At 52.7% G+C, this 26,230-nt stretch carries 20 protein-coding genes; 17 read left to right on the forward strand and 3 right to left on the reverse strand.

Annotated elements, in window-relative coordinates; genetic code table 11:
• Positions 1–40 precede the first annotated feature (40 nt).
• Both I2D94_RS00470 and I2D94_RS00475 read right to left on the reverse strand, forming a co-directional pair.
• Entirely contained in the window at positions 41–1,381 is a 1,341-nt protein-coding gene (locus tag I2D94_RS00470; protein ID WP_072683235.1) for an ATP-binding protein, read from the reverse strand.
• A gap of 4 nt (positions 1,382–1,385) precedes the next feature.
• Positions 1,386–2,102 carry a LytTR family DNA-binding domain-containing protein gene (locus I2D94_RS00475; RefSeq protein ID WP_195395222.1) on the reverse strand — a complete coding sequence of 239 codons (717 nt, stop codon included), beginning with the start codon at positions 2,100–2,102 and terminating at the stop codon, positions 1,386–1,388.
• An 859-nt stretch (positions 2,103–2,961) separates the two neighbouring features.
• Between I2D94_RS00475 and I2D94_RS00480 the strand changes: the two genes are divergently transcribed.
• The 4 genes from I2D94_RS00480 to I2D94_RS00495 all read left to right on the forward strand — a co-directional run bounded on the left by I2D94_RS00480 (position 2,962) and on the right by I2D94_RS00495 (position 7,589).
• Positions 2,962–3,405 (forward strand): PTS glucose transporter subunit IIA, encoded by a 444-nt coding sequence (locus tag I2D94_RS00480; protein ID WP_072683237.1) that lies wholly within the window; start codon positions 2,962–2,964, stop codon positions 3,403–3,405.
• A 26-nt stretch (positions 3,406–3,431) separates the two neighbouring features.
• A complete protein-coding gene (locus tag I2D94_RS18625; protein ID WP_072683238.1) occupies positions 3,432–4,259 on the forward strand; it encodes a PRD domain-containing protein in 828 nt (275 codons plus the stop codon).
• Positions 4,260–4,622: 363 nt separating this feature from the next.
• Complete coding sequence (locus I2D94_RS00490; protein WP_072683239.1) at positions 4,623–6,011, forward strand: PTS transporter subunit EIIC; 1,389 nt, start codon at positions 4,623–4,625, stop codon at positions 6,009–6,011.
• A 129-nt stretch (positions 6,012–6,140) separates the two neighbouring features.
• Complete coding sequence (locus I2D94_RS00495) at positions 6,141–7,589, forward strand: M81 family metallopeptidase (RefSeq protein ID WP_072683295.1); 1,449 nt, start codon at positions 6,141–6,143, stop codon at positions 7,587–7,589.
• Between the two features lie 71 nt (positions 7,590–7,660).
• Here I2D94_RS00495 and I2D94_RS00500 read toward each other — a convergent pair whose 3' ends face one another.
• The gene (locus tag I2D94_RS00500; protein WP_072683240.1) at positions 7,661–8,530 is read right to left on the reverse strand and encodes a MurR/RpiR family transcriptional regulator; all 870 of its coding nucleotides are present in this window, start codon (positions 8,528–8,530) and stop codon (positions 7,661–7,663) included.
• A gap of 100 nt (positions 8,531–8,630) precedes the next feature.
• Here I2D94_RS00500 and I2D94_RS00505 point away from each other — a divergent pair, with 100 nt between their 5' ends.
• The 13 genes from I2D94_RS00505 to I2D94_RS00565 all read left to right on the forward strand — a co-directional run bounded on the left by I2D94_RS00505 (position 8,631) and on the right by I2D94_RS00565 (position 26,053).
• Positions 8,631–10,022, forward strand: a complete 1,392-nt coding sequence (locus I2D94_RS00505) for a Xaa-Pro peptidase family protein (RefSeq protein ID WP_195395223.1) — start codon at positions 8,631–8,633, stop codon at positions 10,020–10,022.
• 14 nt (positions 10,023–10,036) lie between these two features.
• Positions 10,037–11,485: a M81 family metallopeptidase gene (locus I2D94_RS00510; RefSeq protein WP_072683242.1), complete on the forward strand. Its 1,449-nt coding sequence runs from the start codon at positions 10,037–10,039 to the stop codon at positions 11,483–11,485.
• Positions 11,486–11,539: 54 nt separating this feature from the next.
• Positions 11,540–12,997 (forward strand): M81 family metallopeptidase, encoded by a 1,458-nt coding sequence (locus I2D94_RS00515; protein WP_195395224.1) that lies wholly within the window; start codon positions 11,540–11,542, stop codon positions 12,995–12,997.
• Positions 12,998–13,090: 93 nt separating this feature from the next.
• A complete protein-coding gene (locus tag I2D94_RS00520) occupies positions 13,091–14,149 on the forward strand; it encodes an AbrB family transcriptional regulator (protein ID WP_195395225.1) in 1,059 nt (352 codons plus the stop codon).
• A 19-nt stretch (positions 14,150–14,168) separates the two neighbouring features.
• Positions 14,169–15,383, forward strand: a complete 1,215-nt coding sequence (locus I2D94_RS00525) for an MFS transporter (RefSeq protein WP_195395226.1) — start codon at positions 14,169–14,171, stop codon at positions 15,381–15,383.
• Positions 15,384–15,498: 115 nt separating this feature from the next.
• Positions 15,499–16,908, forward strand: coding sequence for a glycoside hydrolase family 1 protein (locus I2D94_RS00530; RefSeq protein WP_195395227.1), 1,410 nt, complete (start codon positions 15,499–15,501; stop codon positions 16,906–16,908).
• A 3-nt stretch (positions 16,909–16,911) separates the two neighbouring features.
• Positions 16,912–18,324 (forward strand): glycoside hydrolase family 1 protein, encoded by a 1,413-nt coding sequence (locus I2D94_RS00535; protein ID WP_195395228.1) that lies wholly within the window; start codon positions 16,912–16,914, stop codon positions 18,322–18,324.
• Positions 18,325–18,416: 92 nt separating this feature from the next.
• Positions 18,417–19,349, forward strand: coding sequence for an AEC family transporter (locus I2D94_RS00540; protein ID WP_072683247.1), 933 nt, complete (start codon positions 18,417–18,419; stop codon positions 19,347–19,349).
• A gap of 13 nt (positions 19,350–19,362) precedes the next feature.
• Positions 19,363–20,733, forward strand: a complete 1,371-nt coding sequence (locus tag I2D94_RS00545) for an MATE family efflux transporter (RefSeq protein ID WP_195395229.1) — start codon at positions 19,363–19,365, stop codon at positions 20,731–20,733.
• Between the two features lie 68 nt (positions 20,734–20,801).
• Entirely contained in the window at positions 20,802–21,593 is a 792-nt protein-coding gene (locus tag I2D94_RS00550; protein ID WP_195395230.1) for an HAD hydrolase family protein, read from the forward strand.
• A 339-nt stretch (positions 21,594–21,932) separates the two neighbouring features.
• Positions 21,933–22,541 (forward strand): DUF6088 family protein, encoded by a 609-nt coding sequence (locus I2D94_RS00555; RefSeq protein WP_195395231.1) that lies wholly within the window; start codon positions 21,933–21,935, stop codon positions 22,539–22,541.
• A gap of 70 nt (positions 22,542–22,611) precedes the next feature.
• Positions 22,612–23,547 (forward strand): nucleotidyl transferase AbiEii/AbiGii toxin family protein, encoded by a 936-nt coding sequence (locus tag I2D94_RS00560; protein WP_229056709.1) that lies wholly within the window; start codon positions 22,612–22,614, stop codon positions 23,545–23,547.
• Between the two features lie 460 nt (positions 23,548–24,007).
• Positions 24,008–26,053, forward strand: a complete 2,046-nt coding sequence (locus I2D94_RS00565) for a S9 family peptidase (protein ID WP_229056710.1) — start codon at positions 24,008–24,010, stop codon at positions 26,051–26,053.
• Positions 26,054–26,230: the final 177 nt, after the last annotated feature.

The following is a 26,230-nucleotide window of genomic DNA, read 5'->3' on the forward strand; positions in this document are numbered from 1 at the left end:
ATTTTTGAAATTGCCGAATTCGCCTCTGCCGGAGAGAAAATCAGGCGGCGGCAGGTAAATTCAACAACAGGTTGACGGTAAACGTATCATCGTTCGGCGTGATTTTTAAAACACCGTGATATTTTGTGCATAATGTGCGGATGGAAGAAAGACCGATGCCTTCCCCTTCCCGCTTGGACGACAGGAACGTCTCATCCTGCTTCTGGATCTGACCATTATAGCTGTTGCGGCATTGCAGAACCAGTCCGTTATTTCCCTGCATCCGGCTTTTGATCTCGATGAACTGTGTTTCCCCCGCTTTTTGCCGTAAACAAGCCTCAATCGCATTTTCCAGCATGTTGCCCAGAATCACGGTTAAATCCGTATCCTTGATCGCCAATGCCGGCGGCAATACGATCGACGAAGTAAATTCAATTCCACTCTCCTCTGCCATCTCCATGTAATACCGCACGATGGCGCTGAACAACAAATTCTCGCAGACCGGCGTTTTCACCGAAGATTCAAAATTGTTGATGAACTGATTCAGTGAATCCCGCAGTTTTTCCGTTTCCCCATGATCCATATACGTCTTCAGCGTCAGCAGGTAATGATGCAGATCATGCCGCGTCTGCCGTGTAGTGGCGATGCTGGCGGCCAGCCGTTCCGCCTGCTTGTTGCGGATCAGCACCTGATACTCCTGGACCTGCAGCTGCTGCTGGAGCTGCCGTTTTTCTTCGTTGAAATTGATCATACTGAGGGTGGCGTAATAGGAGAGAAACGTCCCCGCAGTCCAGACGATCGCCAACAACAGCGGGGATGTGATCTCGCTGTGCAGCACGGTGATCGACGAGGTAAACCCCAGCCGGTAAATAAGATAGAACGAAGCGGGAATCAGCCATAACATACTCCAGATTTCCGGCGTGTCCTCATGTTCCCAGACCGGCAGGACCTGATGGCAGAGAAAATGCGCCATTAACGGAGCACTGAGGGCAAAGACGAGAATCCGGCAGAGCGAAACCAGCCCCACTGCCGATAAACCGGTAAAAAGCGGCCCGCAATGGATCTCCAGAATTTCCGAGAACATTAAGACAATATCGGAATAATTCTCAATCAACAAGATCAGAAACAGGAGCTTGCGCATCGACGTGCGCAGGATGTGATAGGCCAGAAAGAGACAGACCCCAAGGAAGAAACAGGTAAACGGAAACATCCAGATTGAATCGATTCCATACGTTTCGCCTAAAAGATAAACGCTCAGCGTCGTTCCCAGATAAAGCAGGAATGCATACAGCACACTTTGACGGAAGGAACAGCGCAGATGATTCCGAAACGGAATTAAGATCAAAAACAAATAGGGCGCCAGCCGGGTGCCCAAGCTTAAAAAGTAATCCGGAAGCGACATAGGCTTACCCCTCGCTCAGGCGTTTAAACGAATAATCGGCATACGCCTGCCGGATTTCACTCTTGCGCGCACGGTTGATCGGGATCTGCACCTGATCCTTCATCAAAAAGTCATGATCGTCCATCTGCTGCACATAATCCATGTTGATCATGCAGTTGCGGTAGGGACTGAGAAACTGTTTGTATTTCAAAAGCAGCGGTGAAAATTCCGCGAAGGACATATAGGTTTTGATCATCCGGCCGGGCGTATGGATTTGAATGTAATGATTGTAATAGTCGGTATACATGATATCGCGGATTAAAATGCGCGACATGATCCGGCCTTCCTTGACTTCGATGTAATGATTGCGGGAACGAATCGACTTTTCGCTCAAGCGCAGAACTTCGTCAAGTTTGTCCTGCTCGATGGGCTTGACCAGATAATGAAAAGCCCGCACATCATAGCTCTCAATCGCATAGTCGCGGCTGGAGGTGGTGAACACAATTAAAGAACTGACGTTGTTTCCCCGCAGCGTCCGGGCCACGGTCATGCCGTCGATTTCGTTCATGAAAATATCCAGGAAAATGATATCCCAGTCCGCGCGTGAAGCCAACAGAAATTCATTTCCTGAAGAAAATGAACGGATCTCATAGATCAGCGATTCGCGCAGGCAGAAATTTTGAATTTTTTCAGCCAGCAGCTTCCGATCTTCTGCTGAGTCGTCGATAACCGCAATTTTCATAACGATTGCTCCTTTCGATCCGCATGCAAGCCGATGCATGATCGGGATAAGGGAATGGATTGTTCGATTTCCTTTGTTTTCTTTATTATAACAGATTTTTTTTAACAATTTTTATTTTATGATTAATTTGATAATAAATTGTTAAAAAAACAGGAATGCCTAATCTGTGAAGCAACAAAAAGCCTGAATTATAAGGCAAATCTGAACTTTGAACGGCTGAGGCTGAAATCCTGTTTTATTATATCATTAGCGAAGATTGAAAATTGTACAGCCTCAAAACTCTGAAATGTGTTGCTTTTTCTTTTCAGAGGAGTCGATCCGTTTTTGTTCCTGCGCCTAAAACACCAATGAATCCAAAGCGAACGGCCAGGGCTGAAAATCATCCTGTCCCTCCGTTCTTTCTTCCGCTTTTTTCTTCAAAAAAAGTCTGGGAAAATGTTGCTTTATGATAAAAAATCTCAAGCTAATATCATAAAGTTTTGAGCCGGATCAAAAAGGAGGGGAGATGGACTTTGCCTGTTTTCCCTCTTGACGTCAGGAATATCCTTAATACAGGCTGGGGACAGATCGGAAAAGTCCGGTATCAATCCAGCTCGCCGGCCGCGGCTGTTTAACGATTTATAAAGTGATAATTAAGTGCAGTTTAAGCTTACATTCAAACCGGCAGCGGCGCAAAGACCGCGGTCTCTTCGAAGTAAAAAAATGGAAAATTCTTATTGACAACTTCTCGTGGTATCGCTTACAATGACGGTGTAATTGGATTGTTATTGTTCAATAAAACAAGCAAAACCAATTTGCAAGAGGACTTTTATGTCTTCTCTGCAAATTGGTTTTTTCTTTTTTCCAAGGAGGTTTAGCGATGGAAATCTGTTATAGCCCGTTAGCGGGCAAAACGGTCAATCTGGACCATGTTGCGGACGAAATGTTTTCTCAGCGGATGCTGGGGGATGGAATTGCGGTCGAACCGGAAGCCAGTGAAATTTACAGTCCGGTCGCCGGCGAGATCACGATGGTTTATGAAACCCAGCACGCAATCGGCATTAAAACGGAGAAGGATGTTGAAATTCTGCTGCATATCGGCATCGACACCGTCATGTTGGGGGGAACGCCATTTAAAACAAAGGTGCAGGTCGGCGATCATGTGCGTCCGGGCGATCTTCTGACGCTTGTCGATTGGGATTACATCCGGAAGAAAGGCTGCGACACGATCGTTCCGATTCTGGCAATCAACCGCAAAGTAAAGCTGCTGAAAGGTGAGGAAAATGTAAAACCGGGCGAAGCTTTATTTGAAATCGAAGCATAACGTAACGCGGAAAGCGAGGTGGCTCTGTGATCATCAAACAGATTTACAATAACAATGTCATCCTCTCGGAGAATGAAGCGGGGGACGAAATCATCCTGGTCGGCCGGGGAATTGCCTTCGGCATGACCCGCGGAAGTAAAGTCGTGGAAGGCCGGATTGAAAAGAAATTTGAGCTTCAGGACGACGTCGGCCAGAAATTCAAGACGCTCGTTCAGGAAGTCCCGTATAAAACGATTCTGGTTTCAGAAGAAATTATTGATTATATCAAGACGCAGTCAACTAAACGCATCAACGATTCCATCTACGTCACGCTGACCGACCACATCGCCAACATGATCGAACGGGTCAAGATGGGAATTGTCTTTGATCCAACGCTGCTGCTCAACGTCAAATCGCTGTATAAAGAGGAATACCGGCTGGGCTTGAAAGTCACGGAGCTGCTGCGGCAGAAATTGAAAATCGACATCGACGATGGAGAGGCAAGCTTCATCGCCCTGCATATCATCAACGCCGAGCTGGATTCCAATATGCAGCAGATGTATGAAATCACAGCGGTGATTGAGGATATCCTCAACATCGTGCGCGAGGATTTTCACGTCGATACGGAAAACGGCCAGTGCGACCGCTTTATCACGCATTGCCGCTTCTTTGCCCAGCGCGTTGTCAATAACGAATATCTCAGCACCAAGTCCGACTACAATCTGAGCACCTATCAGGTGTTCGAACAAACGCATCCGCGCGAAACCGCATGTATCGAGCGGATCGCGCAGCGGATCAAGGAACAGTACAGCTATGAGGTCAGTACGGATGAAAAGCTGTATATCATGATCCATCTGATCCGCCTGACCGAATAACAGGTTATTGCCAGCCCTCATCCGAGCGGGCTGTGTAATAAAGGTTTTGAAAAAGGACTGGAAGTTTTATCAGCGCACGTTCATTTCAAACAGGCTCAGCTGGCCTGGGAAGATTACCGGCTTAAGACGGGACTTTCCATTGGAAATGAGGACGTGCCGGTCAGAAAGAAACAGAAGGGAAAAAGGACGAAAGTCGATTCCGGGCGGCCAGGAAGCCGCGCATCAGACGGCCTGTTTCCACAATGTTTCACGCTTTGCCAGGCGTCTTTCGCGAAGGTGCTGAGGCAGGCTGACCGTCAGAACTTCCAAGCTCCGTTTCAGCCAGCAAATCCAAAAAAGATTTGAAAGGAGAAATCACCAAGTATGGGGAAATATGAAGAGTTATCCAGAAAAGCACTGGAAGCTTTAGGCGGCGTGGAGAACATCACGCACGTCACGCACTGCGCAACACGTCTGCGGATCAGCTACGCCCGCAAGAGCGTCGTCAATGAGGAAGGCTTGAAAGATCTTCCGGGATCCGCCGGCATCGTCAACAAAGACAAGCAGATCCAGATCATCATCGGCCCGGGCGTTCATGACGCTTACGAAGAATTCCTGGAAATCTCCGGATGGAGAGAAGGCGGCGCCGTCGCCGCGGAGGAAGAGGAAGAAACCGGACCGAAGAACGCGATGTACTACCTGAACAAGTTCGGCAACTTCGTCGCTCCGATCTTCATGCCGGTCGTTCCGGCGATGATCACCGGCGGTATGATCCTGGCGATCAAGAACCTGTTGGTCAACTACTTCGGCATGGGCGTTGACAGCGGCACAGCACAGCTGATGCTGATGATCTTTGACGCCGGCTTTGCCTTCCTGCCGGTTTACGTCGGCTATACGTTAGCTTCCCAATTAAAGATGCAGCCGATCATGGGCGCCTTCTTAGGCGCGACGCTGATCGCTCCGCGCTTTGCGACCGGAACCGTCACCGACTTCTTCGGCATCGGCATTCCGCAGGTTTCTTACAGCTCGACCGTCATTCCGATCGTGCTGGGCGTCTTCTTCATGTACTATGTCCAGAAGGTTCTGAAGAAGATCATTCCGGAAGCGCTGACGTTCTTCTTAACGCCGCTGATCACGATGATTGTCGTCGTTCCGGTTACGTTAATCGTTTTAGGCCCGATCGGCAACCAGCTGTCCGGCTACATTGCGGCCTTCTGCATCTGGCTGACCAATACGCTCGGCTTTATCGCTCAGCCGATCCTGTCGGCGATCTATCCGTACATGGTTATGTTTGGTTTGGATAAGGGTCTGTCTCCGATCGGCATCGAACTGATCGCCAACCTCGGCTACAACTCCGTCACCGGCATTATGGGCTTCGTTTCCAACATCTGCATCGGCGGCACGGCCCTGGCAGTCGCGACGACGATCAAAGACAACAAGGCGCAGAAGGGCATGATCGCTTCCTTCGGCGTCACGGCGCTGTGCGGTGTTACTGAGCCGGCCTTCTACGGCGCGCTGCTGTCGCGGCCGAAAGCGTTGATCGGCACAGCCATCGGCGCGGTTTCCGCGGGCTTAGTCGCAGGTCTGTTCGGCTTGAGAACGTTCGTTCAGGGCGGCTGTCCGGGATATCTGACGTTGTTGTTCTTCGTTGATCAGAACGGCGGTCTGCATTATGTCTGGATCGCGATCCTGGTCGCGGCGATTGCGACGATCGTTTCCTTCACGGCGACGAAAGTCATTCTCAGCCGGGATATGAAAAAGGCAGCGAAATAAAAATCAGGCTTCACTTCACGCTGTCGGGATGCTTCATTCCGGCAGCGTTTGTTTAAACGGACCCCCAATACAGGAGTTCGCCAGATTTTAGAAGAAAGGGCGAAGCGGCAGGCTTCGCAGGGTAAAATGATGAAAGTATTAATCGGACAATTTATCAATGAGGCCAACGCCAACATTCCCGTCAAGGACGAGATCACAACCTTCGACATCGCTTTCGGCGACGAGCTGATCGAAAAAATGCAGGTCGGCGATATTTTTGAGCAGGCCGGGATTGAAATCATTCCGTCGGTGTACGCGGTATCGGGCGCCTCGGGCGTGATCAAGCGTCACACGTTCGACTACATCGAAGCGTGCTTCCTCAATGCGGTGCGCGAGCATCTGCATGAAATCGACGGGATTTATCTGATGCTTCACGGCGCGAGCGAGGTCGACGGCTTAGGCTCGGGCGACCATCACATCCTCAAGGCGATTCGTGACCTCGTCGGGCCGTACATCCCGATCACGGTGGCCTGCGATCCGCATGGCAACCTGTGTCAGGACTATGTTGAAGCGACGACCGCGATCCGCAGCTACCGCCAGTCTCCGCACACCGATTCCCGCGATACATGGCGGAAGATGGCGCAGATGGTCTGCGATCTGGTCAAGGACCGGCAGAACATTCATTCTGTGTACCGCAAGCTGCCGATGATTCTGGGTGGGGAACAGAGCGTATCGGCGGATGAGCCGGTGCGTTCGATCAATCAGTATCTTGATGAACTGGAACAGGATCCGCGGATTTTGAGCTGTTCCTGGCATGTCGGCTACATCCGTCATGACACCGATGTCGCCGGCTGCGGCATCGTCGTGGTCCCGGCCACAGAGGCAGATCAGGCGTATGCCGAAGAAGTCGCCGACAAGCTGGCGGACTATGTCTGGAACAAGCGGCATGAGTTCCATTACACCGGCACGACCGCAAAACCGGAAGACGCGCTGGCGATGGCGCTGGGCTTTGAAGGCAAACCGTTTGTCATCACCGATTCGGGCGATAACACGACCTCCGGCGCGACGGGCTGGAATACATTCATCCTGCGGCAGGCACTGGCGGCCAAGTCCGATAAGCGGATTCTGTTCGCTTCGATCTGCGATCCGAAGACATGCGATCTGCTCGATGGGCTGGATCTCGGAACGAAAACTGAGATCGAGCTGGGCGTGGGGCACGACGCGATGTCGGAGAAGGTCAAGCTGGAAGTGACCGTTTTGTCCAAGGGACAGGTCGTCCGGCCGATCGGGATCGGAACCGAAGGCATCGCCAAGACATTTGGCAAGTGCGTCGTCGTCCATGTGGAAGGCACGGCGATTGACGTCATCGTCGCCAATCACCGTCAATCCTACGCCCATGCGATTCAGTTTGAAAGCGCCGGCGTGAACTGGATGGATTACGATGTGACAGTCGTCAAGCAGGGCTATATCTTCCCATATCTGAAAGAGAACGCCGCCGGCTATGTGATGTCGCTGACCGACGGAGCGACGCCGCAGGACACCGCTTCGATTCCATTCAAGCGGATCATGCGTCCGATGTTCCCGGTCGATCAGATTTAATTTTGAACTGACGATCAAACCAGATCACAGCTTCCATAAGAAAACCGGCGTGCATTCCACGCCGGTCCTCTCTAATCTTCAGGTTCCCGGCGGTTTAACCGCCGGTGAATCTTCTCATACGTCGTCAGCTTTCGATTTAACAGCTCGTCATATTGGAGCCGGAAGTAAATCGAATACAACGTATCCAGAATATAAAGCAGCGTCATCCGCGTCGAAAACGACGAGATCTTCTGATAATGATTTTCATACGACGACATGTAAATCTTATGCAGCGCAAAGCGCGTCAGCGGATTTTTCTGGGTCGAGGTGATCAGTACGATCGGCGAATGATTGTCGCTTAAGATCTGACAGACGGTGTTCATCGAGCCGCCCCGGCCGCCGAACGAAATGACGATCGACAGATGGCTGGCGTCGGCGTTGCCGGCCGACAATTTCTGCATGTATTCCGCTTCGGGAACGTTCACGTTCACATTGATCTCCTGCATCTGGAACTGGAAGTTCCGGGCGAAAAAGAGATTGCCGGCGGAGGCGTACACGTCGATGAACGCCGCTTGTTTCATCAGCGCCGACACGTCCACCAGCACCTGCTGATCGGACAGACTCAGCGTGTCTTCAATCGTCTGGGTGTAAACGTCCTTTAAATGAAGCAGGATTTCGTTGACTGTATCGGTTGGGGAAATCGGGAAGTCAATGCTTTCCACCGGAATCTCGGTTTCCGAGCGCAGGGCATCCTGCAGCTGCAGCTTCAGGTCGTTGACGCCGCTTAAGCCCAGCTTGTTGATCAGGCGGTAGATCGTCGGTACGGAGACATAGGTCAGGGAAGCAATTTCCTTCGGCTTGGCCGCGATAAAGCTTTCCGGGTCTTTCAGGATCGCGTCGATCAGGATCCGCTCATTGGGCGTGACATTTTCAAGATTTTCAAGTTTTTTTAACAGATTCACAACGCATCTTCCTTTTCTGCTTTAACTATACCACGATTGCAGGCAAAGCCGAAAGAGAAGCAGAAAAAGAAGCGAACCATTGATAAAGGAGAATGAAACGATGGAACAAATCAAAGCCGTTTTAAAACAGGTGAGCGCACCGCAAAAGGACTGCGCGGGCACGCCGGTCGGATTGAGCGACGAGACGATCGCCGAGCGCAAACAAAAAGTGCTGGCCGCGATGAAAGCGCGCGGGTTGGATCAGCTGATCGTGTACGGCGATGTCGAGCACGGCGGAAATTTCGAGTATTTAGTCGGGTATTTCACCCGCTTTGAGGAAGCGCTGCTGGTGCTGAATGCCAACGGAAAGGCGACGCTGGTCTTGGGCAACGAAAACCTGAACAAAGCCGCCAAAGCCCGGATTGAAGCCGCGGCCGTGCATGTCTCGCTGTTCTCGCTGCCGAATCAGCCGCATCGTCACGACAAGTCGCTGAAAATACTGCTTCAGGAAGCGGGAATCGCCGAAGGGCAGCGCACCGGCTTAGTTGGCTGGAAGCTGTTTACCAGTCCGCTGGAGGACAACCGGCAGAGCTACGATATCCCTTCTTATGTCGTCGAGGCGGTCAAGGCGATCGTCGGCGAAGCACAGTTAAGCAATGAAACCGGTCTGTTCATCGGGGAAAACGGCGTGCGCACCACCAACAATGCGAATGAAATCGCGCATTACGAATACGCGGCGGCGCTGGCTTCCGATTGCGTGCTGGACGCGATGGACAAGCTGGAACTGGGCGTCAGCGAGCTGGAGCTGGGCGACGCGTTAGTGCGCAAGGGGCAGCACACGAGCATCGTCACGATTGCCTCAAGTGGTCCGCGCTTTGTCAAAGCGAATATGTTTCCGACGGCCAACACCGTCAAGCTGGGCGATCCGATTTCCCTCACCGTCGGCTACCGCGGTGGTTCCAGCAGCCGGGCCGGCGTCGCGGTGCATAATGCGGACGAACTGCCGGAAGCCCAACGCGATTATCTCGAGCGGGTGGCTGGCCCGTATTTCAGCGCCTATGCGGCATGGCTGGAAACGATCCACATCGGTCAGACCGGCGGCGATTTGTTCAACACGGTGGAAACGGTGCTGCCGCGCGCGCAGTATGGCTGGTCGCTGTGCCCGGGTCATCTGAGCGCGGAGGAAGAATGGATGGCTTCGCCGGTTTATGAAGGCAGCACGGAAATCCTGAAAAGCGGCATGCTTTTCCAGATTGATATCATCCCGTCCGTATCCGGCTATCCGGGAACCAGCGCCGAAAGCACCGTCGTTTTGGCGGATGCGGAATTACAGCGTCAGATTCAGCAGGAATATCCGCAGATGTGGCAGCGGATGCAGGCGCGGCGGACCTACCTGAAAGAAACGCTGGGCATCCGGCTTTCCCAAGACGTGCTGCCGATGTGTTCAACGGTCGCTTATTTACGGCCATTCCTATTAAATAAGGATAGCGCGTTTGCTGCAGAACACGTGTAAGCGGGGAATTGAAGATGAAAATATTGATCGGCGGTTGGCTGGCCGAGTCCAACGCCTATGGGAATAAGCCCTGTCAAATCCAGGACTTTACGATCACAACCGGCGAAGCGATTGCGGATAAGCTGTACCTGCGCGCGCTGGCCGATGCGGAAGGGGTCGAGCTGATTCCTGCATTGCATGCCAGCTGCATGGCGGCCGGGGTGATTACTTCCCAGACGTTCGCTTATTTCTTAAACCAGTTTGTGCACGCCGTGAAGCGACATGAGCACGAGATCGACGGGATATTCTTCTTTCTGCATGGGGCAAGTTACGTCGAGGATCTGGAAGGGAGCTCCGGCGATCATAAAATTCTGCGGGAAATCCGCAAGATCGTCGGCCCGTACATGCCGATCGCGATCGCCTGTGATCCGCATGGCAATCTGTGCCAGCGCTATGTCGACGATTGCACTATCCTGCGGACGTTCCGTCATTCTCCCCATTCCGACCGCGACGTCACCAATCAGATCGTCTTTCGGGGCCTGCTCGACGTCCTCCGCCATCGCCGGCAGATTCATCCGGTATACCGCAAGGTGCCGATTCTCTTAGGCGGGGAGCGCTGTGTTTCGGCGGATGAGCCGCTTTGTTCCATCAACAAGCTCCTCGATGAAATTGAAGCGGATCCGCGGATCCTGTGCTGTTCCTATCATATCGGCTACCTGCGCCATGACAGCGAACATTGCGGCGCGGGTATCGTCGTAGTGCCGGATCGTCCGGAAGATACGGATTACGCGAAGCAGAAAGCGGATGAAATCTATGATTTTGTCTGGGCGCGGCACAGGGAATTTCATTTCACCGGCAACGCCGCCGAGCTGGACGACGCGCTGCGGACCATGCTTGAGTTTGACGGCAGCCCGTGCTTCTTAACGGATTCCGGCGACAATGTCACAGCCGGAGCGCCGGGCGTGAATACGGATGTGCTGCGGCGCTGCTTAAGCTGGGAAACGCCGCTGACCAAGTCGATTCTGTTTGCGGCGATCTGCGATCCGGCTGTGTGCGCGCAGGTGCTGGCGGAGAAACAAGCCGGTGATCGGGTCGCGCTGAACTTGGGCGTAAAGGACGACGAACATTCCCAACCCGTTGCAATTCGCGGCGTCGTGATCTCCCGCGGCGAGCTGCACCGGCGCTATGGCGACGAAGCGGTGGCCGGACAGTGCTGGACCGTGAAGCTGGACAACGTGCCGGTGAGCGTCGTGATCGCCAGCGCAGCGGTGTCGTTTTCCGAGCGTGAACAATATGAAAAGGCCAACGTCGATCTGGACGGCTATGATCTGATCATCGTCAAGCAGGGTTATTTGTATCCGGAGCTGAAAGCGATGGCCAAGCATTACGTCATGGCGCTGACCGACGGCGCGTGCATGCAGCGGACGGAACGGTTAGTCTATAAGAAAGTCAGCCGGCCGATCTACCCGCTCGATGAAATTTAAACCGGACATCATCATTTTGAAGACCGCGGTAAAAACGCGGAAGGAGGAAATCTCATGAAAATCTTAATCGGCGGCCTCGTCGCTGAATCCAACGCCTACGTGGCCAAGCCCTGCGAAATCCAGGACTTCGTCATCCAGACCGGGGAGGACATTGCCCACCGGATGTATCTGGACGAACTGCAGCCTGAGCTTCAAGCCAACGACATTGAACTGATCCCGGCGATCTTCGCCTACGGGGCGGGCGCGGGACGGGTCGCTTACGATACGTTCGATTATATCCTGAAACAATTTAAGCACGCTGTGGAAAAATACCAGGGCGAGCTGGACGGCATGTTTTTCTTTCTGCACGGCGCAAGCAATGTGATTGATCTGGAAGGCGGCTCCGGTGACCACAAGATCATCGAGGAAATTCGCAGGATCGTCGGGCCGTACATGCGGATCGCGGTCGTCTGCGATCCGCATGGCAACGTCGATCAGGAGTACGCCAGCCGGCTGAACATTCTGCGCACCTTCCGCCACAGCCCGCATACCGACCGCAAGGAAGCGCATCAGATCGTTTTCCGCTACCTGGTCAACCTGATCCAGAACCGCCGGGAAATTCATCCGGTGTACCGCAAGGTGCCGATTCTTTTAGGCGGAGAGCGCTGTGTTTCGACCGATGAACCGCTGGTGTCGATCAACCGCCTGCTCGATGAAATCGAAGCCGATCCGCGGATTCTGTGCTGTTCCTATCATATCGGCTATTTGCGTCATGACAGCGCCAAGTGCGGCGCGTCGATTGTGGTCGTGCCGAATCAGCCGGAGGATGAGGCGTATGCCCGGCAGAAAGCGGACGAGATCTATGATTTCGTCTGGGCGCGGCACAGGGAATTCCATTTCACCGGGTACGCGGACGAGCCGGAGGCAGCGTGGGAAGCGATGCTCAAGCATCCGGGAAAGCCGTGCTTCTTAACCGATTCCGGTGATAACGTCACGGCTGGGGCGCCGGGCGGCAACACGGTTGTGCTGCGTCAGGTGCTGGCGGAAACCGACTATCACGGCAAGCAGATTCTGATCGCCGGGATTACCGACAAGAAGCTGTGCGAAAGCACGCTGGCCGGCAAGCAGACCGGCGATCATGTGGAATTTGACGTTGGCCCGGAAATCGACGCACTGTCAGCCAAGGTTCATCTGCGCGGCACGGTGATTTCCACTGGCGATCTGCACAACCATTATCATGATCCGAAGGTCGTCGGCGTTTGCTGGACAATCAAGCTGGATGACAAACCGGTCACAGTTGTGATCCAGAGCTATTCCGTTTCATTTGCGGAGCGGGCGCAATATGAACAGGCCAACGTCGATCTGGACGCCTATGATCTGATCATCGTCAAGCAGGGCTATCTCTATCCGGAACTGAAAGCAATGGCTTCGCATTACGTCATGTCGCTGACCGACGGGGCGTGCATGCAGCGCACGGAGCGGCTGACATACAAGAAGGTCATTCGTCCGATCTATCCGCTCGACGAGATTTAAAACGGGACCAGCGTGCCGGGTTGGTGAACGCCACGATCCGGCCGCTGTTTTTGATGGAATAAAACGGGAGAGAAGACAAAGGGGGACGAGTGTTTGAATTGGGTTTTAACGCTGTTGGCGGGTATCGCCGGCTGGCAGCTGGCAGCGCGGTGGAAATTGCCAGCGCCTGCGATGTTGGGCAGTATGCTCGCCGTGGGTCTGACGAATATTCTATTCGATTACGCCGCCTTGCCGATGGCGGTGAAGGTCTTCGCCCAGGCGATTTCCGGGGCCTTTATCGGCATGCAGATCGGAAGAAGGGATGTGGCGCGGATGCGCGGGCTGATCGTTCCGTTTCTGTTATTGGCAGTCATGCTGACAGTGAATACGTTTGTCGTCGGGATCGCGATCCAGAAGCTGTGCGGCTGGGAGTGGATCACGGCTTTGCTTTCCTGCGTCGCCGGCGGGGTTACTGATATCTCGTTAATCGCGATGGAGATGGACGCGGATGTCGGCACCGTCGCGATGATGCAGACAGCCCGGTTAGTCGGTGTGTTGTTGTTTTTCCCATACTGGATTCAATTCGTGACCCGGCATGAACCGAAGACCGCACCGGTGATGGAAGAAAAACCGCTGGATGCGGCGCACACACCGCTGGACCGGCTGATTTCAACGCGGTCCTCGCGGATTGTCTTCACGCTGCTGCTCAGCATCGGGTTAGGCTATCTGGGCAATGCGAGCGGTCTGCCGGCGGCGTCGATGGTGTTTCCGATGATCGCTGTCGCGGCGCTCAACTGCACGACTTCGGTCTGCGCCGTGCCGCTGGCGATCAAAAATATCGCGCAGCTTCTGGCCGGGTCGTTAGTCGGCGTGAGCATCACGGCTGCGACCTTTAGCAGCCTCTCAACGACGCTGGTGCCGGTCGGCCTGCTTTTGCTCAGCTACTGGACGGTTAACGGTCTTTACAGCGGAATATGCAAGCGGACAAAGCTGCTGGATCTGAAATCGGCGATGTTCGCTTCCGCTCCCGGCGGTGCGACGGACATGTCGCTGATCGCCGCCGATCTGGGCGCGGATCTCTCGCAGATCGCGCTGATCCAGGTGCTGCGCGCGGCGTATGTCGTCGCGGTGATGCCGCCGCTGATCCTCGGTTTTATCCAGTGGATCGGATAGCGGAAAGAAAGGGAAAACGATGAAGCGATATTTCTATTTGGGTCTGGGCTCGCTGGCGATGTGCGTGTTCGGATTGATGTATAACTGGACGGTCTTTGCCGGGGCGGTCAGCGCCGAACTGAACGTGTCGGCGGCCAGCGTTGCCAACGTGTTCTCAGTCTGCCAGATCTGTTTCTGCGCCGGCGGCGTGCTGAGCGGATTTATCTATTACCGCGTCCGCTTCCGGGCAAGCATGATCGCGGCCAGTCTGATGATTCTGGCCGGTTTGTTTCTGACCAGCCGGGCGGAGAACGTGATGATGATTTATGTTTGTTACAGCGTGATGTTCAGCCTGGGCGCGGGGTTTGCCTACAAGGCGTTATTGACGAGCGTCATGACGTGGTTTAACGACAAGCCGGGTCTGGCCAGCGGGATTCTGGTGATGGGCGCGGGTCTGACGGCATTTGTGTTCAATGTGCCGACCTCGCTGATCATTGAAAGCACAGGCTGGCGCACGGCGATGACCTTATTGGCGGGGATTGCGTTCGGACTGTCGCTGCTGACGGCAGTCGTCGTCCGGCCGCGCGGGGTCGTGAAGCAGGCCGGGACGCTGGAAACCGAGGAGGAAGGCCAGGTCTCCACCGGCCAGATGATGAAAAGCGCGCGCTTTTACGTTTACTTCCTCTGGAGCGTACTGGTGCTGGCCGGATGCAGCTCACTGACCGGAACCGCGGTCAGCTGCGGAGTGTCGTTTGGGATCAGCGCGACGATGGCGGCGACCCTGTCGATGATCATCTCGCTGTTCAACTCACTCTCGCGCGTGTTCTACGGGATTATCTACGATAAAATCGGCCGCAAGACGGCCATGGGCATCGCTACGACGCTGTTTCTGACCGCCGTTGCGATCCTGTACGGCGCCTTTACGCTGGGCAGCACAACGCTGCTGGCGGTAAGCTTTATTTTCGTCGGACTCAGCTTCGGCGCGGTGCCGACGATCTCCTCGGCCTATATTCTGACAACCTTTGGTAAGAAATATTACCCGAGCAATTTCAGCGTTCAGGGAACCTATACCCTGTTCAGCCCGTTTTTAGGCACGATGCTGTTCAGCGCGCTGTTTACCGCCACCCAAAGCTATCCGGCGTCCTACAGCTATCTGATCGTCTACGCGCTGCTGGCGGCGGTGCTTTTGACGGCGCTTAACCGGCTGCTGAAGCCCGGGCGTGAAAACAATTTATCAAAGCCGCAAAGCGAATAAAACGAAGTTTTGAGAATTTTATCCAAGCGTCGCTCAGGCGCTTAAAAAACGATAAGAAATCTCTATAATGGAGATCAGAAAGAAATCAGTCGGCAAAGACTGGAAGGAGGTACCGATGAACGGTAAAGTCAAAAAGGATTTTTTATGGGGCACAGCCAGCGCGGCTTATCAATGTGAAGGCGGCTGGAACGAAGGCGGCAAAGGGGAAAGCAACTGGGATCAGTTCTGCCATGGACCGAAGAACGTCAAGGGCTTCACAGGCGACGTCGCGGCGGACTTTTACCACCGCTACAAAGAGGACATCCGGCTGTTGAAGGAAGGCGGCCACAACACACTGCGCTTCTCGATCGCCTGGACGCGGATTCTGCCGGATCAAAGCGGCCAGGTCAATCCGGAAGGCGTCGCCTTCTACAAGGACGTTTTAAAGGAATGCCGGGAAAACGGCATCACGCCGAATGTCACGCTGCTGCACTACGACATCCCGGCCTGGCTGGAAGATCTGGGCGGGTATGCCAATCCGATTTTCCCGGATGAATTCGCGAAATACTGCAAGGTCGTCTTTGAGCAGTTCGGCAATGAAATCCCATTATATGTGACGATCAACGAATCAACGCATAATGCATACTGTTCCTATCTGACCGGCAACTATCCGCCGAATATCCACAACGTGCAGACGCTGGTGCAGGTTTGTTACAATCTGGTCGTTGCCAACGCCAAGGCAATCCGCGAGTTCCGCAAGCTGAATCTGACGTCGCAGGTCGGCATCGTGCACACGACCAACACCGTCCAGATCCTTAAGGACACGCCGGAATACCGCGTGGCGCAGCGGCGTGGGGATCTGTTTAAAAACAAGTGGGTTACCGATCCGGCGATCCTGGGAAAATTCCCGGATGATCTGTTCCCGCTGTTAGAGGAAAGCGGCATCGACCTGTCGTTTGTCAAGGAAGAAGATCTGGAGATCATCAAGTACAACACGATCGATTTCCTCGGCCAGAACTGCTACACCCGCGCGCTGGTCAAACCGTACGAATCCGGGGAAACCAACTATTATCCGAATAATGTCGGAGCCGGGGTCAAGACGATCGAAGGCTATACCGTCAAGGGCTGGTTCCAGACCGACGTCGATCCGAACACGCCGAAAAACGCCTGGAGCCGCGAGATTTATCCCAAGACGGTGTACGATATGCTGATGGGAATTAAAAAGGACTACGGCGATATTCCGGTTTACATCACGGAAAACGGCCATGCCCTCTATGAACAGCCGGATGAAAATGGCGAGGTCAACGACGACGAACGAATCGAATTTCTGAAGTCGTATCTTGAATGGCTGATCAAGGCAGAAAATGAAGGCTGCAACGTCAAGGGCTACTATGCCTGGTCGACGACCGACTGCTACTCCTGGATCAATGGCTATGAAAAGCGCTACGGCTTGATTTATGTCGATTACGCCAACGGTCTGAAGCGGATTCCGAAGAAGAGCTATCACTGGTATCGCGAGTTCATCCGCGAACATACCGAGGACTGATCAATGGCTGAAAAATTTCTCTGGGGCTCCGCGACGGCAGCCTATCAATGCGAAGGCGCCTGGGACGCGGACGGCAAGGGGCCGGGCATCTGGGATCAGTTCTGCCACAGCGAAAAGAACACGACCGGGATCACCGGCGACGTGTCCTGTGATTTCTATCATCATGTCGAGGAGGATCTCCGGATGATGGCCGAGGGCGGTCAGAACACCTTCCGCTTCTCCATCAGCTGGTCACGAATTCTGCCGAAAAACGACCATGTCGTCAATCCGGCCGGTCTGGCCTTCTATGACCGCGTGCTGGACGCGTGTGAAAAATACGGCATCGTGCCCAACGTTACGCTGATCCATTATGATCTGCCGGACTATATCGGCGATCAGGGCGGCTGGTGCTACCCCGGCGTGGCCGATGAATTCGCGTTTTACTGTTCCGTAGTGTTCAAGCACTTCGGCGACCGGATTCCGCTGTATGTGACGATCAATGAGCCGAACCACAACGCTTACTGCGATTACTGCGTCGGCAACTATCCGCCGAATGAAACTAACCTGCAGCACTATTGCCAATGTGCTTACAACATGGCGGTCTGCACGGCCAAGGCGATCCGCGAGTTCCGCAAGCTGAATCTGAAGGCGCAGATCGGCGTGGTGCAGGGCTGCGGCCCGGCGACCGCGCTTCAGGATACGCCGGAGTACCGCGACGCCGTCAAATATTGCAATTATTTCTGCAACGACTGGATTCTCGATCCGGCGATCAAGGGCGCTTACGATCCGGAGTTAATCGCCGCTGTCAAAGCGAAGGGCATCGACCTGTCGTTTGTGAAGGAAGAGGATCTGGAAATCATGAAGCACAACACGATTGATTTCTTAGGCCAGAACATTTACAGCCGGATGCTGGTAAAACCGAACACCTCCGGCATCACTGCTTTCACCGTCAACAACGCCGGAAACAACGACGGTTCGGCGAGTGCTGCGCGGGAGACCCGGGCGATTGCCGGCTGGTTTGAAAGCGACCGCGATCCCAATACCAAGCTCAATCACTGGGGCCGCGAGATCTTCCCGCAGTGCGCCTACAACACGCTGATGGAACGCAAACGCCGCTATGGCGATATTCCGATCTACGTTACGGAAAACGGCCACGGCTGTTACGACGTCGCGGATGAAAACGGCTATGTTGAAGATGACGAGCGGATTGAGTTCCTGCGCAATTATCTCCATTATATTCTGAAGGCGAAGCAGGACGGCGTGAATCTGAAGGGCTATTACGTCTGGTCGACGATGGATCTTTACAGCTGGATCAACGGCTACAAGAAGCGCTATGGTCTGGTGCGCGTGGACTATGACGATCCGCAGCGCAAGCGCACGCCGAAGAAAAGCTATTTCTGGTACAAGCAGTTTATCGCTGAGCATCAGGATCTTTAGGCTTAATTTTAAGGCATCCTTCGCGGCAACCGCCGGCCTGCGCCGCGGCTGTCCGATCCGGATGCCTTTTCTAAATGCAAGGGGGAAAACCGATGTTTGATTTGTCTGTTTTGTTGAATGTGGAAATGCAGATTCTGATCTTTTTCGGGCTGGGTCTGCTTTTGAAGAAAAGAGGAGTCACCGACGGTCCGATCGATGCTTTTCTGTCGACGTTGATTCTGAATCTGATCATGCCGGTCAATATCTTCCTGTCCTTTTACCGCAGCGTTTCCGTCGCGGTGTTAAAAGAAAGCCTCCTGTTGGTGCTGGCGGGTGTGATCGTGGTCGTGCTCGTGTTGGGAATGGCGCGGCTTTTGCCCAAGTCGATGCCGTTAGAAAAGAAGCGGATCGCGCAGTATTCGATGTTGATATCCAACGGCTCGCTGATCGGTCTGCCTTTGATCGAAGGGCTGTGCGGAAGCATGGGTGTTGTGTATGCGAACATCTTTATGATTCCGACGCGGATTCTGTCGTTTTCCTCCGGGGAGAAATATTTCAATACGGAGTGGAAGCCGGCAGGGGCGCTGTCCGTGATGAAGAAATTCTTTTTCAATCCGATCACGATCGCGATGATCCTGGGATTTCTGTTCAACCTGGCGCGGATTCCGCTGCCGGGCGGGCTGGATGCGGTGTTCAGTTCCTTGTCCGGATGCATGAGTCCGCTCGCGCTGTTGTTAGTCGGATCGACGCTGCTGGACAGGGAATCGACAAGCGCGGGATTATCGAAGGATATCGTGCAGATCAGTCTGTTCCGGCTGATCATCGCGCCGTTCTTAACCTGGATCGTCGGTGTGGCGTTACATTTAAGCACGCCGCAGCTGATTGCCGCCGTGCTGGTCAACGCGACGCCGGTCGCTTCCACGGCCACGATCTTCTGCCGCAAGTATAACGGCAATACCAGCTATACCAGCCGCTGCGTTTTCTTTTCCACGGTCTTTTCCCTGTTTACGTTAGTACTGGTTTCCGCTACAATGTCGATGGGATAAGGGGGAATTTTCCATGACGAGACGTCTTCAATTCAAGGTCGATCTGATTCACGGGCCGATCTTTCAAAGCTTGCTTTTCTTTGCGATTCCGCTGTTTTTTTCCAATGTGTTTCAGCAGTTATACAATACCGTCGATACGATGATCGTCGGCCATGCGCTGGGCGATTTGTCACTGGCGGCGATCGGTTCCTGCGCCGCGATTTATGATTTGTTGATCGGTTTTGCGTTAGGCATCGGCAACGGTCTGGCGATCGTGACGGCGCGCAGCTACGGCGCCAACGATACGGAGCTGCTTAAAAAATCGGTGGCGGCTTCGATCGTGATTGGCCTTTTGACTTCGCTGGTGCTGACAGTAGGCGCGGAAGTGATTTTAATGCCGTTGTTGAAAATGTTGGATACGCCGCCGGAGATCATCGCCGAGGCGTTCAGCTACATTTCGGTGATCACGCGGTTTACGCTGGTCATGTTCGCGTATAATTTGTGCGCGGGTCTGCTTCGGGCAATCGGCAACAGCTTCATGCCGCTGGTCTTCTTAGTTTTATCGTCATGCCTGAATATCGGGCTGGATCTGTTTTTCATCACGCAGCTGAACATGGGCGTCGGCGGGGCGGCGGTTGCGACCGTCATCGCGCAGGGAATTTCGGTCGTCCTGTGCCTGATTTATATTTTGAAGAAAGCGCCGGTCTTAATTCCGCAGCGCCGGCATTTTAAAGTCGAGCGGGGGATTTATGCGGAAATGTTGGGACAGGGCTTGTCGATGGGCTTTATGGGCAGCATCGTTGCGGCGGGTTCCGTCGTGCTGCAGTATGGCATCAACAATCTGGGAACGCTGGTGATCGCGGGGCATACCGCGGCGCGCAAGCTGTTCATGTTCTTCAACATGCCGTTTTCCGCAATGGCGATGGCGATTTCAACATTTGTTTCACAGAACCGGGGCGCGGATCAGCGGACGCGGATTCTCAAGGCGATGCGGTGCGCTGTGCTGTATGATATCGCGATGGCCGCAGGGGTAACCGTGATTCTGTTGTTGTTCGCGCCGGCTCTGGTTCAGCTGATTTCCGGCTCGCAGGAGGCTGTCGTGCTGAACAACGGGGCCTTGTATCTGCGGGTGGTCGGACCGTTCTATGCCGTTTTAGGCGTCTTGTTGGAAACCCGGTATGCGCTGCAGGGATTAGGCGCCAAAATGATTCCGCTGGTGTCGAGTGTGATCGAGCTGTTGGGAAAGATTGTATTCGCGTTCGTGTTCATTCCGCGGTTTCAGTATCTCGCGGTCATTTTCTGCGAACCGGTGATCTGGTGTCTGATGACGGCGCAGCTGATTTACGCTTATGCTACTCATCCTTATATCCGAGGAGAAAAAGGAAAAGCGGAATTATCGGTTTAATCCGGATTAACGACCATCGTTGAGGCAAGAGAAGGGATGGCTGTTCAAGGGAGGAAAAGGGAAAAACCATGAAACTGTTTGTATCGGATCTGGATGGAACATTGTATCCGCCCAACGTCACCGACAGCGGCGCGGAAAACCGGGCGGCGATCCAGCGCTGGCGGGCGGCGGGCAACGTGTTCACGGTAGCGACTGCACGGATTCATCAGGCGTATCCGAAAGTGTCGGCGGATCTGGGCTTTGCGGTCGATTATCTGGGCGGCAATGGGGCCGAATTGATCTTCAGCGATGGAACGCGGATGACGCGCACCCTGAAGGCGGCGGTTTTTCTGGACGTAGCCGGCTGGCTGGCGCGGCATCATGTTGACGCGACGGTGAAAATGAATTGCCAGGGGCAATGGATCAGCAGCGACTGCCGGCATTATCCGTATGGACATCCGCACCGGCTGCGCCGTTCCCTGCTGGATTCGGTGACGTTGGCAGAAACGACCGTGGATCCGAACGCGGAAATCCTGAATCTGGGGATCATTATCCGTCCGGATCAGCGCGACGGCGTTAAACGGGCCTTGCGGGAAAAGCTGGCGGGAACCGTGGAGATCGTCAGCTCGGATTTTGATAATCTGGATCTGGTCCGGCCGGATTGTTCCAAAGCGGCCGCGCTGGGCATTCTTGCGGAGCGGGTGGGTGTACCGCTGCGCGAGGTGATTGTGATCGGCGATTCGGAAAATGACGTCGGGATGTTTGACGTTGTGGAAACGAGCTACTGCATGGCGCAGGCGGAGCCGGAGGTCAGGCAAAAAGCGCGGTGGGTCGTGACGTCGGTGGCGGAAGCGCTGGCACGCGAGAGCGGCAGGAGGTAGGAATTTATCTTTCCTGCTTAAAAATCGCTCAGCAGATTATGAAGACTTTAAAAAGAGGCGGAATCACGAAAAGTGTTCTGCTTTTCTTTCTATTAGGAAAGTGCATTATTTAAGGATAGGGAACAAAGAACCCTGAGCAGAAAGCAAGATAAGAGCAGCAAGCTGCGTTGATTATAAAATCAAATAATAAATAGCGTAGATATTTTACCTTTTTGTCAGGTGATGTCTTATTTCATGAATATGATTATTCCAAGTTAATACTATGAATATAACTTAAAGATACTATTGGAATAATGTCCTGAATATTGTATAATATTCGGGACAAAAGGAGGAATTAACTTGGCAAATAGTTATTCCAGAAAGATTCAAGAAAGGATTCGGGATGCTGCCGAAGGAACTGTTTTCATCGGCGCAGATTTTGCTGATATTGCAGATACAGAAACGGTAAGACGAAATTTAAATCGTTTGACACAGGCAGGCTTAATCCGACGAGTTCTAAAGGGAGTTTATGAAAAGCCGGAATACAGCGAAATGCTGAAGGAATATGTAGCGGCAGATCCGGAAGTCGTGGCCAAAGCGCTGGCACGGAATTATCACTGGAGCATTGCCCCGTGCGGGAATACAGCTCTGAATTTGCTGGGACTTTCTACACAGGTAACCGCGGTTTGGTCCTATATCAGCGATGGTCCTTATAAGACCTATGAATGGGATTCCACAAAGCTGGAATTTAAGCATCGAACAAACAAAGAGATTACAGGACTTTCCTATATGACGATCCTTGTAATTCAGGCGTTGAAAACATTGGGGAAAGCAAACGTTACAGAGAAAACGATCCAGATACTTCGTTTTCGATTAAGTAAAGAGGATAAAGAGGTTATGTTAACAGAGGCGGCAGAGTCCACAGATTGGGTTTATAATACAATTCGGAAGATTGCGGAGAGGGACTGAAAAAGTGATCAATGTTGCTAGATTTTCGGACAATGATAAACGGATACTCTTTAGAAATACAGCTCATAAAATGGGGCTGAATGATACCGTTGTGGAAAAGGACTTCTGGGTTTGCTTTACACTCGATTATTTATTTCATCGGTCTCCTTGGATGGATTTTATAACATTTAAGGGGGGGACCAGCCTTTCAAAAGCCTTCAACCTGATCAACCGGTTTTCGGAAGATATTGATCTGATCCTGGACTGGCGGATATTAGGATATGGCAAAGACGAGCCTTGGGAACAGCGTTCAAACACAAAGCAGGATGCATTTAACAAAGAGGCCAACATCAGGGCAGAGATTTTTTTAAATGAAATTTTCTGCCTGGCAATCAGGAAGGATTTATCACAAGAGCTTGGCTGTGAAGTAAACATTAAAATGGATGAAAAAGAAAAGCAAACAGTCATTTTTTCTTATCCGAAACTGTTTACCAATACCAGAATCCTGCAGGTGATTCGTTTGGAAATTGGAGCCTTGGCGGCATGGACGCCAGCGATGACAGCCGAGATCACACCCTATGCCGCGAAGTATTATCCGGATATTTTTCGCCAGAAAAGCACCTCCATTTTGACTGTGGCTCCAGAACGGACATTTTGGGAAAAGGCTACAATCTTACATCATGAGGCGAACAGGCCGGAACATTTGGAAATGCCCCAGCGCTATTCCCGACATTATTATGACGTATATCGAATGGCTGATTCCCCAGTAAAGGAATCTGCCTTTTCGCAGCTTGATCTTCTGAAGAAGGTTGTGAACTTCAAAATGAAGTTTTATCCACGGGCTTGGGCAAAGTATCCGGAAGCTGTGCCAGGGACGTTAAAGCTTATACCAGCGGAGTATCGTTTTGCAGCTTTGAAGGCAGACTACGAGGCTATGAAAGATATGCTTTTCGGAGATGTTCCTGAGTTTGAGACAGTTATCGCTGGAGTCCGGGAATTGGAAAAAGAAATCAACATGCTCAAATAAGCATAATTCGGTGAGGATTTTGTGTTTTTAGATTATTTCCATCGTCCTGTGATGGCAACAGAAGAACGGGAAGAACGCTTTAAAACTATTATTTAAAGATCAAGGATCTGCCTCCGCTGATCCTTGATGACGAAGATCGGAATGTTTATTATGAAGCGCTGCAAGCGTATGACGAACAGGAAGATGCGGAAGTTATGCGGACGTTTATCGAATTTTCGTTGATCAAAGCATGGAAAAAATGCATGAAAGAAAGCGCCTGAGAAATCAGTTGCCGGATCATAAACGCTGAAGACTGGAAACAGTCTTTTTTGTTTGTGATTTTCTTAGTATCGTAGAAAATTGAATCAAATTGAGAGAGTGAAGGGGAATGACGGTGAGAATTTCATTCGATCTGACTGCAGGGGCTTTTCTTCAATATTGAGAGACGTTAAAGTAAAAGCAGGAAGGGAACGTGATCGGAATGGAACCTGTTTTAATGGAAGATCTTGAACGTTACTGCTTTTTATCAAAACTGACCGGGAATCACAATGCGGATCATCCGGTATTTGTCTGTGTTGCTGGACGGATGGATAAGGAAGCAAATTGTTACCGCTATACATTGAAAATGAATAAAAATGGAGAGTGGCGGACTGTCTGCGAGTTGGAAAAACCAGGCGTCCTGTTGTTTCTCGACGCGGATACACTGTTGTTAAGCGGGGTGAAATCCACGGATGCCCCAGTTCAGCCGAATTCTGCCCAAACCCGGTTTTCCACATTCTTGTGTTCGACGGAGGAATGGAAAGAAACGTTCACGCTGCCGCTGAAGACGACGGATGTTCAGCGATTAACGAAAACCCAGCTGCTGATCAAAGCGGAAATTCAGCTGGAAGCCGCCGATGCTTATGCCTTGGATCCAGAACAGGCTGAGGCCTGGCAAAAAACACAGCGGGAAAACGCCGATTATACCGTGCTGGAAGAACTGCCGTGGTGCGCGGATGGCCGCGGTGTTATTCAGGGAAAACGGATGCGGTTGTTTGTTTACGACACATTAACCACAGAATTATTCCCGCTGACCGATCCGCGGATGAACTGCGGCAGTGTTTCCACTTGCCCTGAGTTGGGGAAAGCTTTGTTCACCGGGATGACCTATGGGCGGAAGGCATCCCAACGCGAAGGCTTGTATTGCTTCGACGCCCAAACGGGAAGTGTGACGACGCTGATCGAAGAAGGGGTTTACCGGCGGATCAAAGAGCCGCGTTTTGTCAGCGGAACGGTTGTGTTCGCCGCGACCGACGGTCTGCGGTATGGCAAGAATGAATCGCTGAACTTCTACACACTGAATCCGGATACCGGCGCTGTGACGCTGTTGGCAAAGCTGGATGATCCGCTGGGCAGCTCGATCGTTACCGACTGCCGGTTAAGCAGCGGCAGTGCGGTAAAAACGGACGGGACTTCGCTTTACTTTACGATGAATCAAGGCTGGACGACGCCTTTATTCCAGCTTGATCTGAAAGGAAATCTCAGACGCGTGCTGGATTTTAACGGTTCTATTGACGATTTTGACGTGACAGGACAAACCGTGCGGTTTATCGGTCAACGGGCTCATCGGCTTCAGGAAATCGAACAGGCACAACTGCCGCAAGGCAAGCTGACTTCGCTGACCGATTGGAACGCGGACGCGCTGGCCGATCGCGATGTCATCCAGCCGCGGTATCTGTCATTTCATTCTGGCGGCAGGCAGATCGACGGCTGGGTTCTGACGCCCTGGCATTATGATCCAAACCAACGCTACCCGGCGGTGTTGGAAATCCACGGCGGACCCAATACCGCTTATGGTGAAGTTTTCCACCATGAAATGCAGATGCTGGCGGGCAAGGGATATTTCGTTCTTTTCTGCAATCCAGTCGGTTCCGTTGGCCGCGGGAACGCGTTTGCGGATATCCGCGGACGGTATGGCTGCGAGGATTATCAGAATTTGACTGATTTTCTCGACGAAGCCATTCAGGCTTATCCGGCGATCGATCCAAAACGAATCGCGGTGAGCGGGGGCAGCTACGGCGGGTTTATGGTCAACTGGATGATCGGCCATACACACCGCTTTGCCTGCGCGATCAGTCAGCGCTCCATCGCCAATTTTATGACGATCTACGGTCTCAGCGACTTCGGCTATTATTTCGTGCGTGATCAGCTGAGCGCGGATCCGCTGAATGAACAGGATCAGGCCAGGCTGTGGCGCCATTCGCCGCTGCGCTATGCCGGACAGGTCAAAACACCGACGCTGTTTCTGCATTCGGAAGACGATCATCGCTGCTCGATCAGCGAGGGCTTGCAGATGTTTACCGCTTTAAGCGATCGCGGCGTACCGACCCGGATGGTGTGCTTCAAGGGCGAACATCATGAGCTGAGCCGCAGCGGCAAGCCGCTGCACCGTCTGCGCCGGCTCGCGGAAATCCAGCGCTGGCTTGACTGCTATTGTCCAGCGAACGGATCATCGGAAGCGGTGTTTTCAGGGAAAGAAGGACGTTAACCGCCTCCCTTTTTCCTTGCTGAAAAGAAAGGAAAATCCCGTCGAATCCGGTCCGAAATAAGATTGACACCTCTGGCGAAATCGCTTACAATAAAAACGAAGTTGGATTGTTATTGTTTTATAAAACAAGCAAAACCAATTTGCAGGGCTTTTGTTCTGCAGATTGGTTTTTTTGTT

Source organism: Holdemania sp. 1001302B_160321_E10, assembly GCF_015552275.1.
Classification (GTDB): Bacteria; Bacillota_I; Bacilli_A; order Erysipelotrichales; family Erysipelotrichaceae; genus Holdemania.

Bases quoted from the DNA above. Each gene is read 5' to 3' on its own strand.
- I2D94_RS00565 (WP_229056710.1), top strand. From the start codon at position 24,008: ATGGAACCTGTTTTAATGGAAGATCTTGAACGTTACTGCTTTTTATCA.
- I2D94_RS00470 (WP_072683235.1), bottom strand. From the start codon at position 1,381: ATGTCGCTTCCGGATTACTTTTTAAGCTTGGGCACCCGGCTGGCGCCC.
- I2D94_RS00505 (WP_195395223.1), top strand. From the start codon at position 8,631: ATGGAACAAATCAAAGCCGTTTTAAAACAGGTGAGCGCACCGCAAAAG.
- I2D94_RS00515 (WP_195395224.1), top strand. From the start codon at position 11,540: ATGAAAATCTTAATCGGCGGCCTCGTCGCTGAATCCAACGCCTACGTG.
- I2D94_RS00490 (WP_072683239.1), top strand. From the start codon at position 4,623: ATGGGGAAATATGAAGAGTTATCCAGAAAAGCACTGGAAGCTTTAGGC.
- I2D94_RS00510 (WP_072683242.1), top strand. From the start codon at position 10,037: ATGAAAATATTGATCGGCGGTTGGCTGGCCGAGTCCAACGCCTATGGG.
- I2D94_RS00480 (WP_072683237.1), top strand. From the start codon at position 2,962: ATGGAAATCTGTTATAGCCCGTTAGCGGGCAAAACGGTCAATCTGGAC.
- I2D94_RS00530 (WP_195395227.1), top strand. From the start codon at position 15,499: ATGAACGGTAAAGTCAAAAAGGATTTTTTATGGGGCACAGCCAGCGCG.
- I2D94_RS00525 (WP_195395226.1), top strand. From the start codon at position 14,169: ATGAAGCGATATTTCTATTTGGGTCTGGGCTCGCTGGCGATGTGCGTG.
- I2D94_RS00550 (WP_195395230.1), top strand. From the start codon at position 20,802: ATGAAACTGTTTGTATCGGATCTGGATGGAACATTGTATCCGCCCAAC.
- I2D94_RS00560 (WP_229056709.1), top strand. From the start codon at position 22,612: ATGGGGCTGAATGATACCGTTGTGGAAAAGGACTTCTGGGTTTGCTTT.
- I2D94_RS00535 (WP_195395228.1), top strand. From the start codon at position 16,912: ATGGCTGAAAAATTTCTCTGGGGCTCCGCGACGGCAGCCTATCAATGC.
- I2D94_RS00475 (WP_195395222.1), bottom strand. From the start codon at position 2,102: ATGAAAATTGCGGTTATCGACGACTCAGCAGAAGATCGGAAGCTGCTG.
- I2D94_RS00540 (WP_072683247.1), top strand. From the start codon at position 18,417: ATGTTTGATTTGTCTGTTTTGTTGAATGTGGAAATGCAGATTCTGATC.
- I2D94_RS00545 (WP_195395229.1), top strand. From the start codon at position 19,363: ATGACGAGACGTCTTCAATTCAAGGTCGATCTGATTCACGGGCCGATC.
- I2D94_RS00495 (WP_072683295.1), top strand. From the start codon at position 6,141: ATGAAAGTATTAATCGGACAATTTATCAATGAGGCCAACGCCAACATT.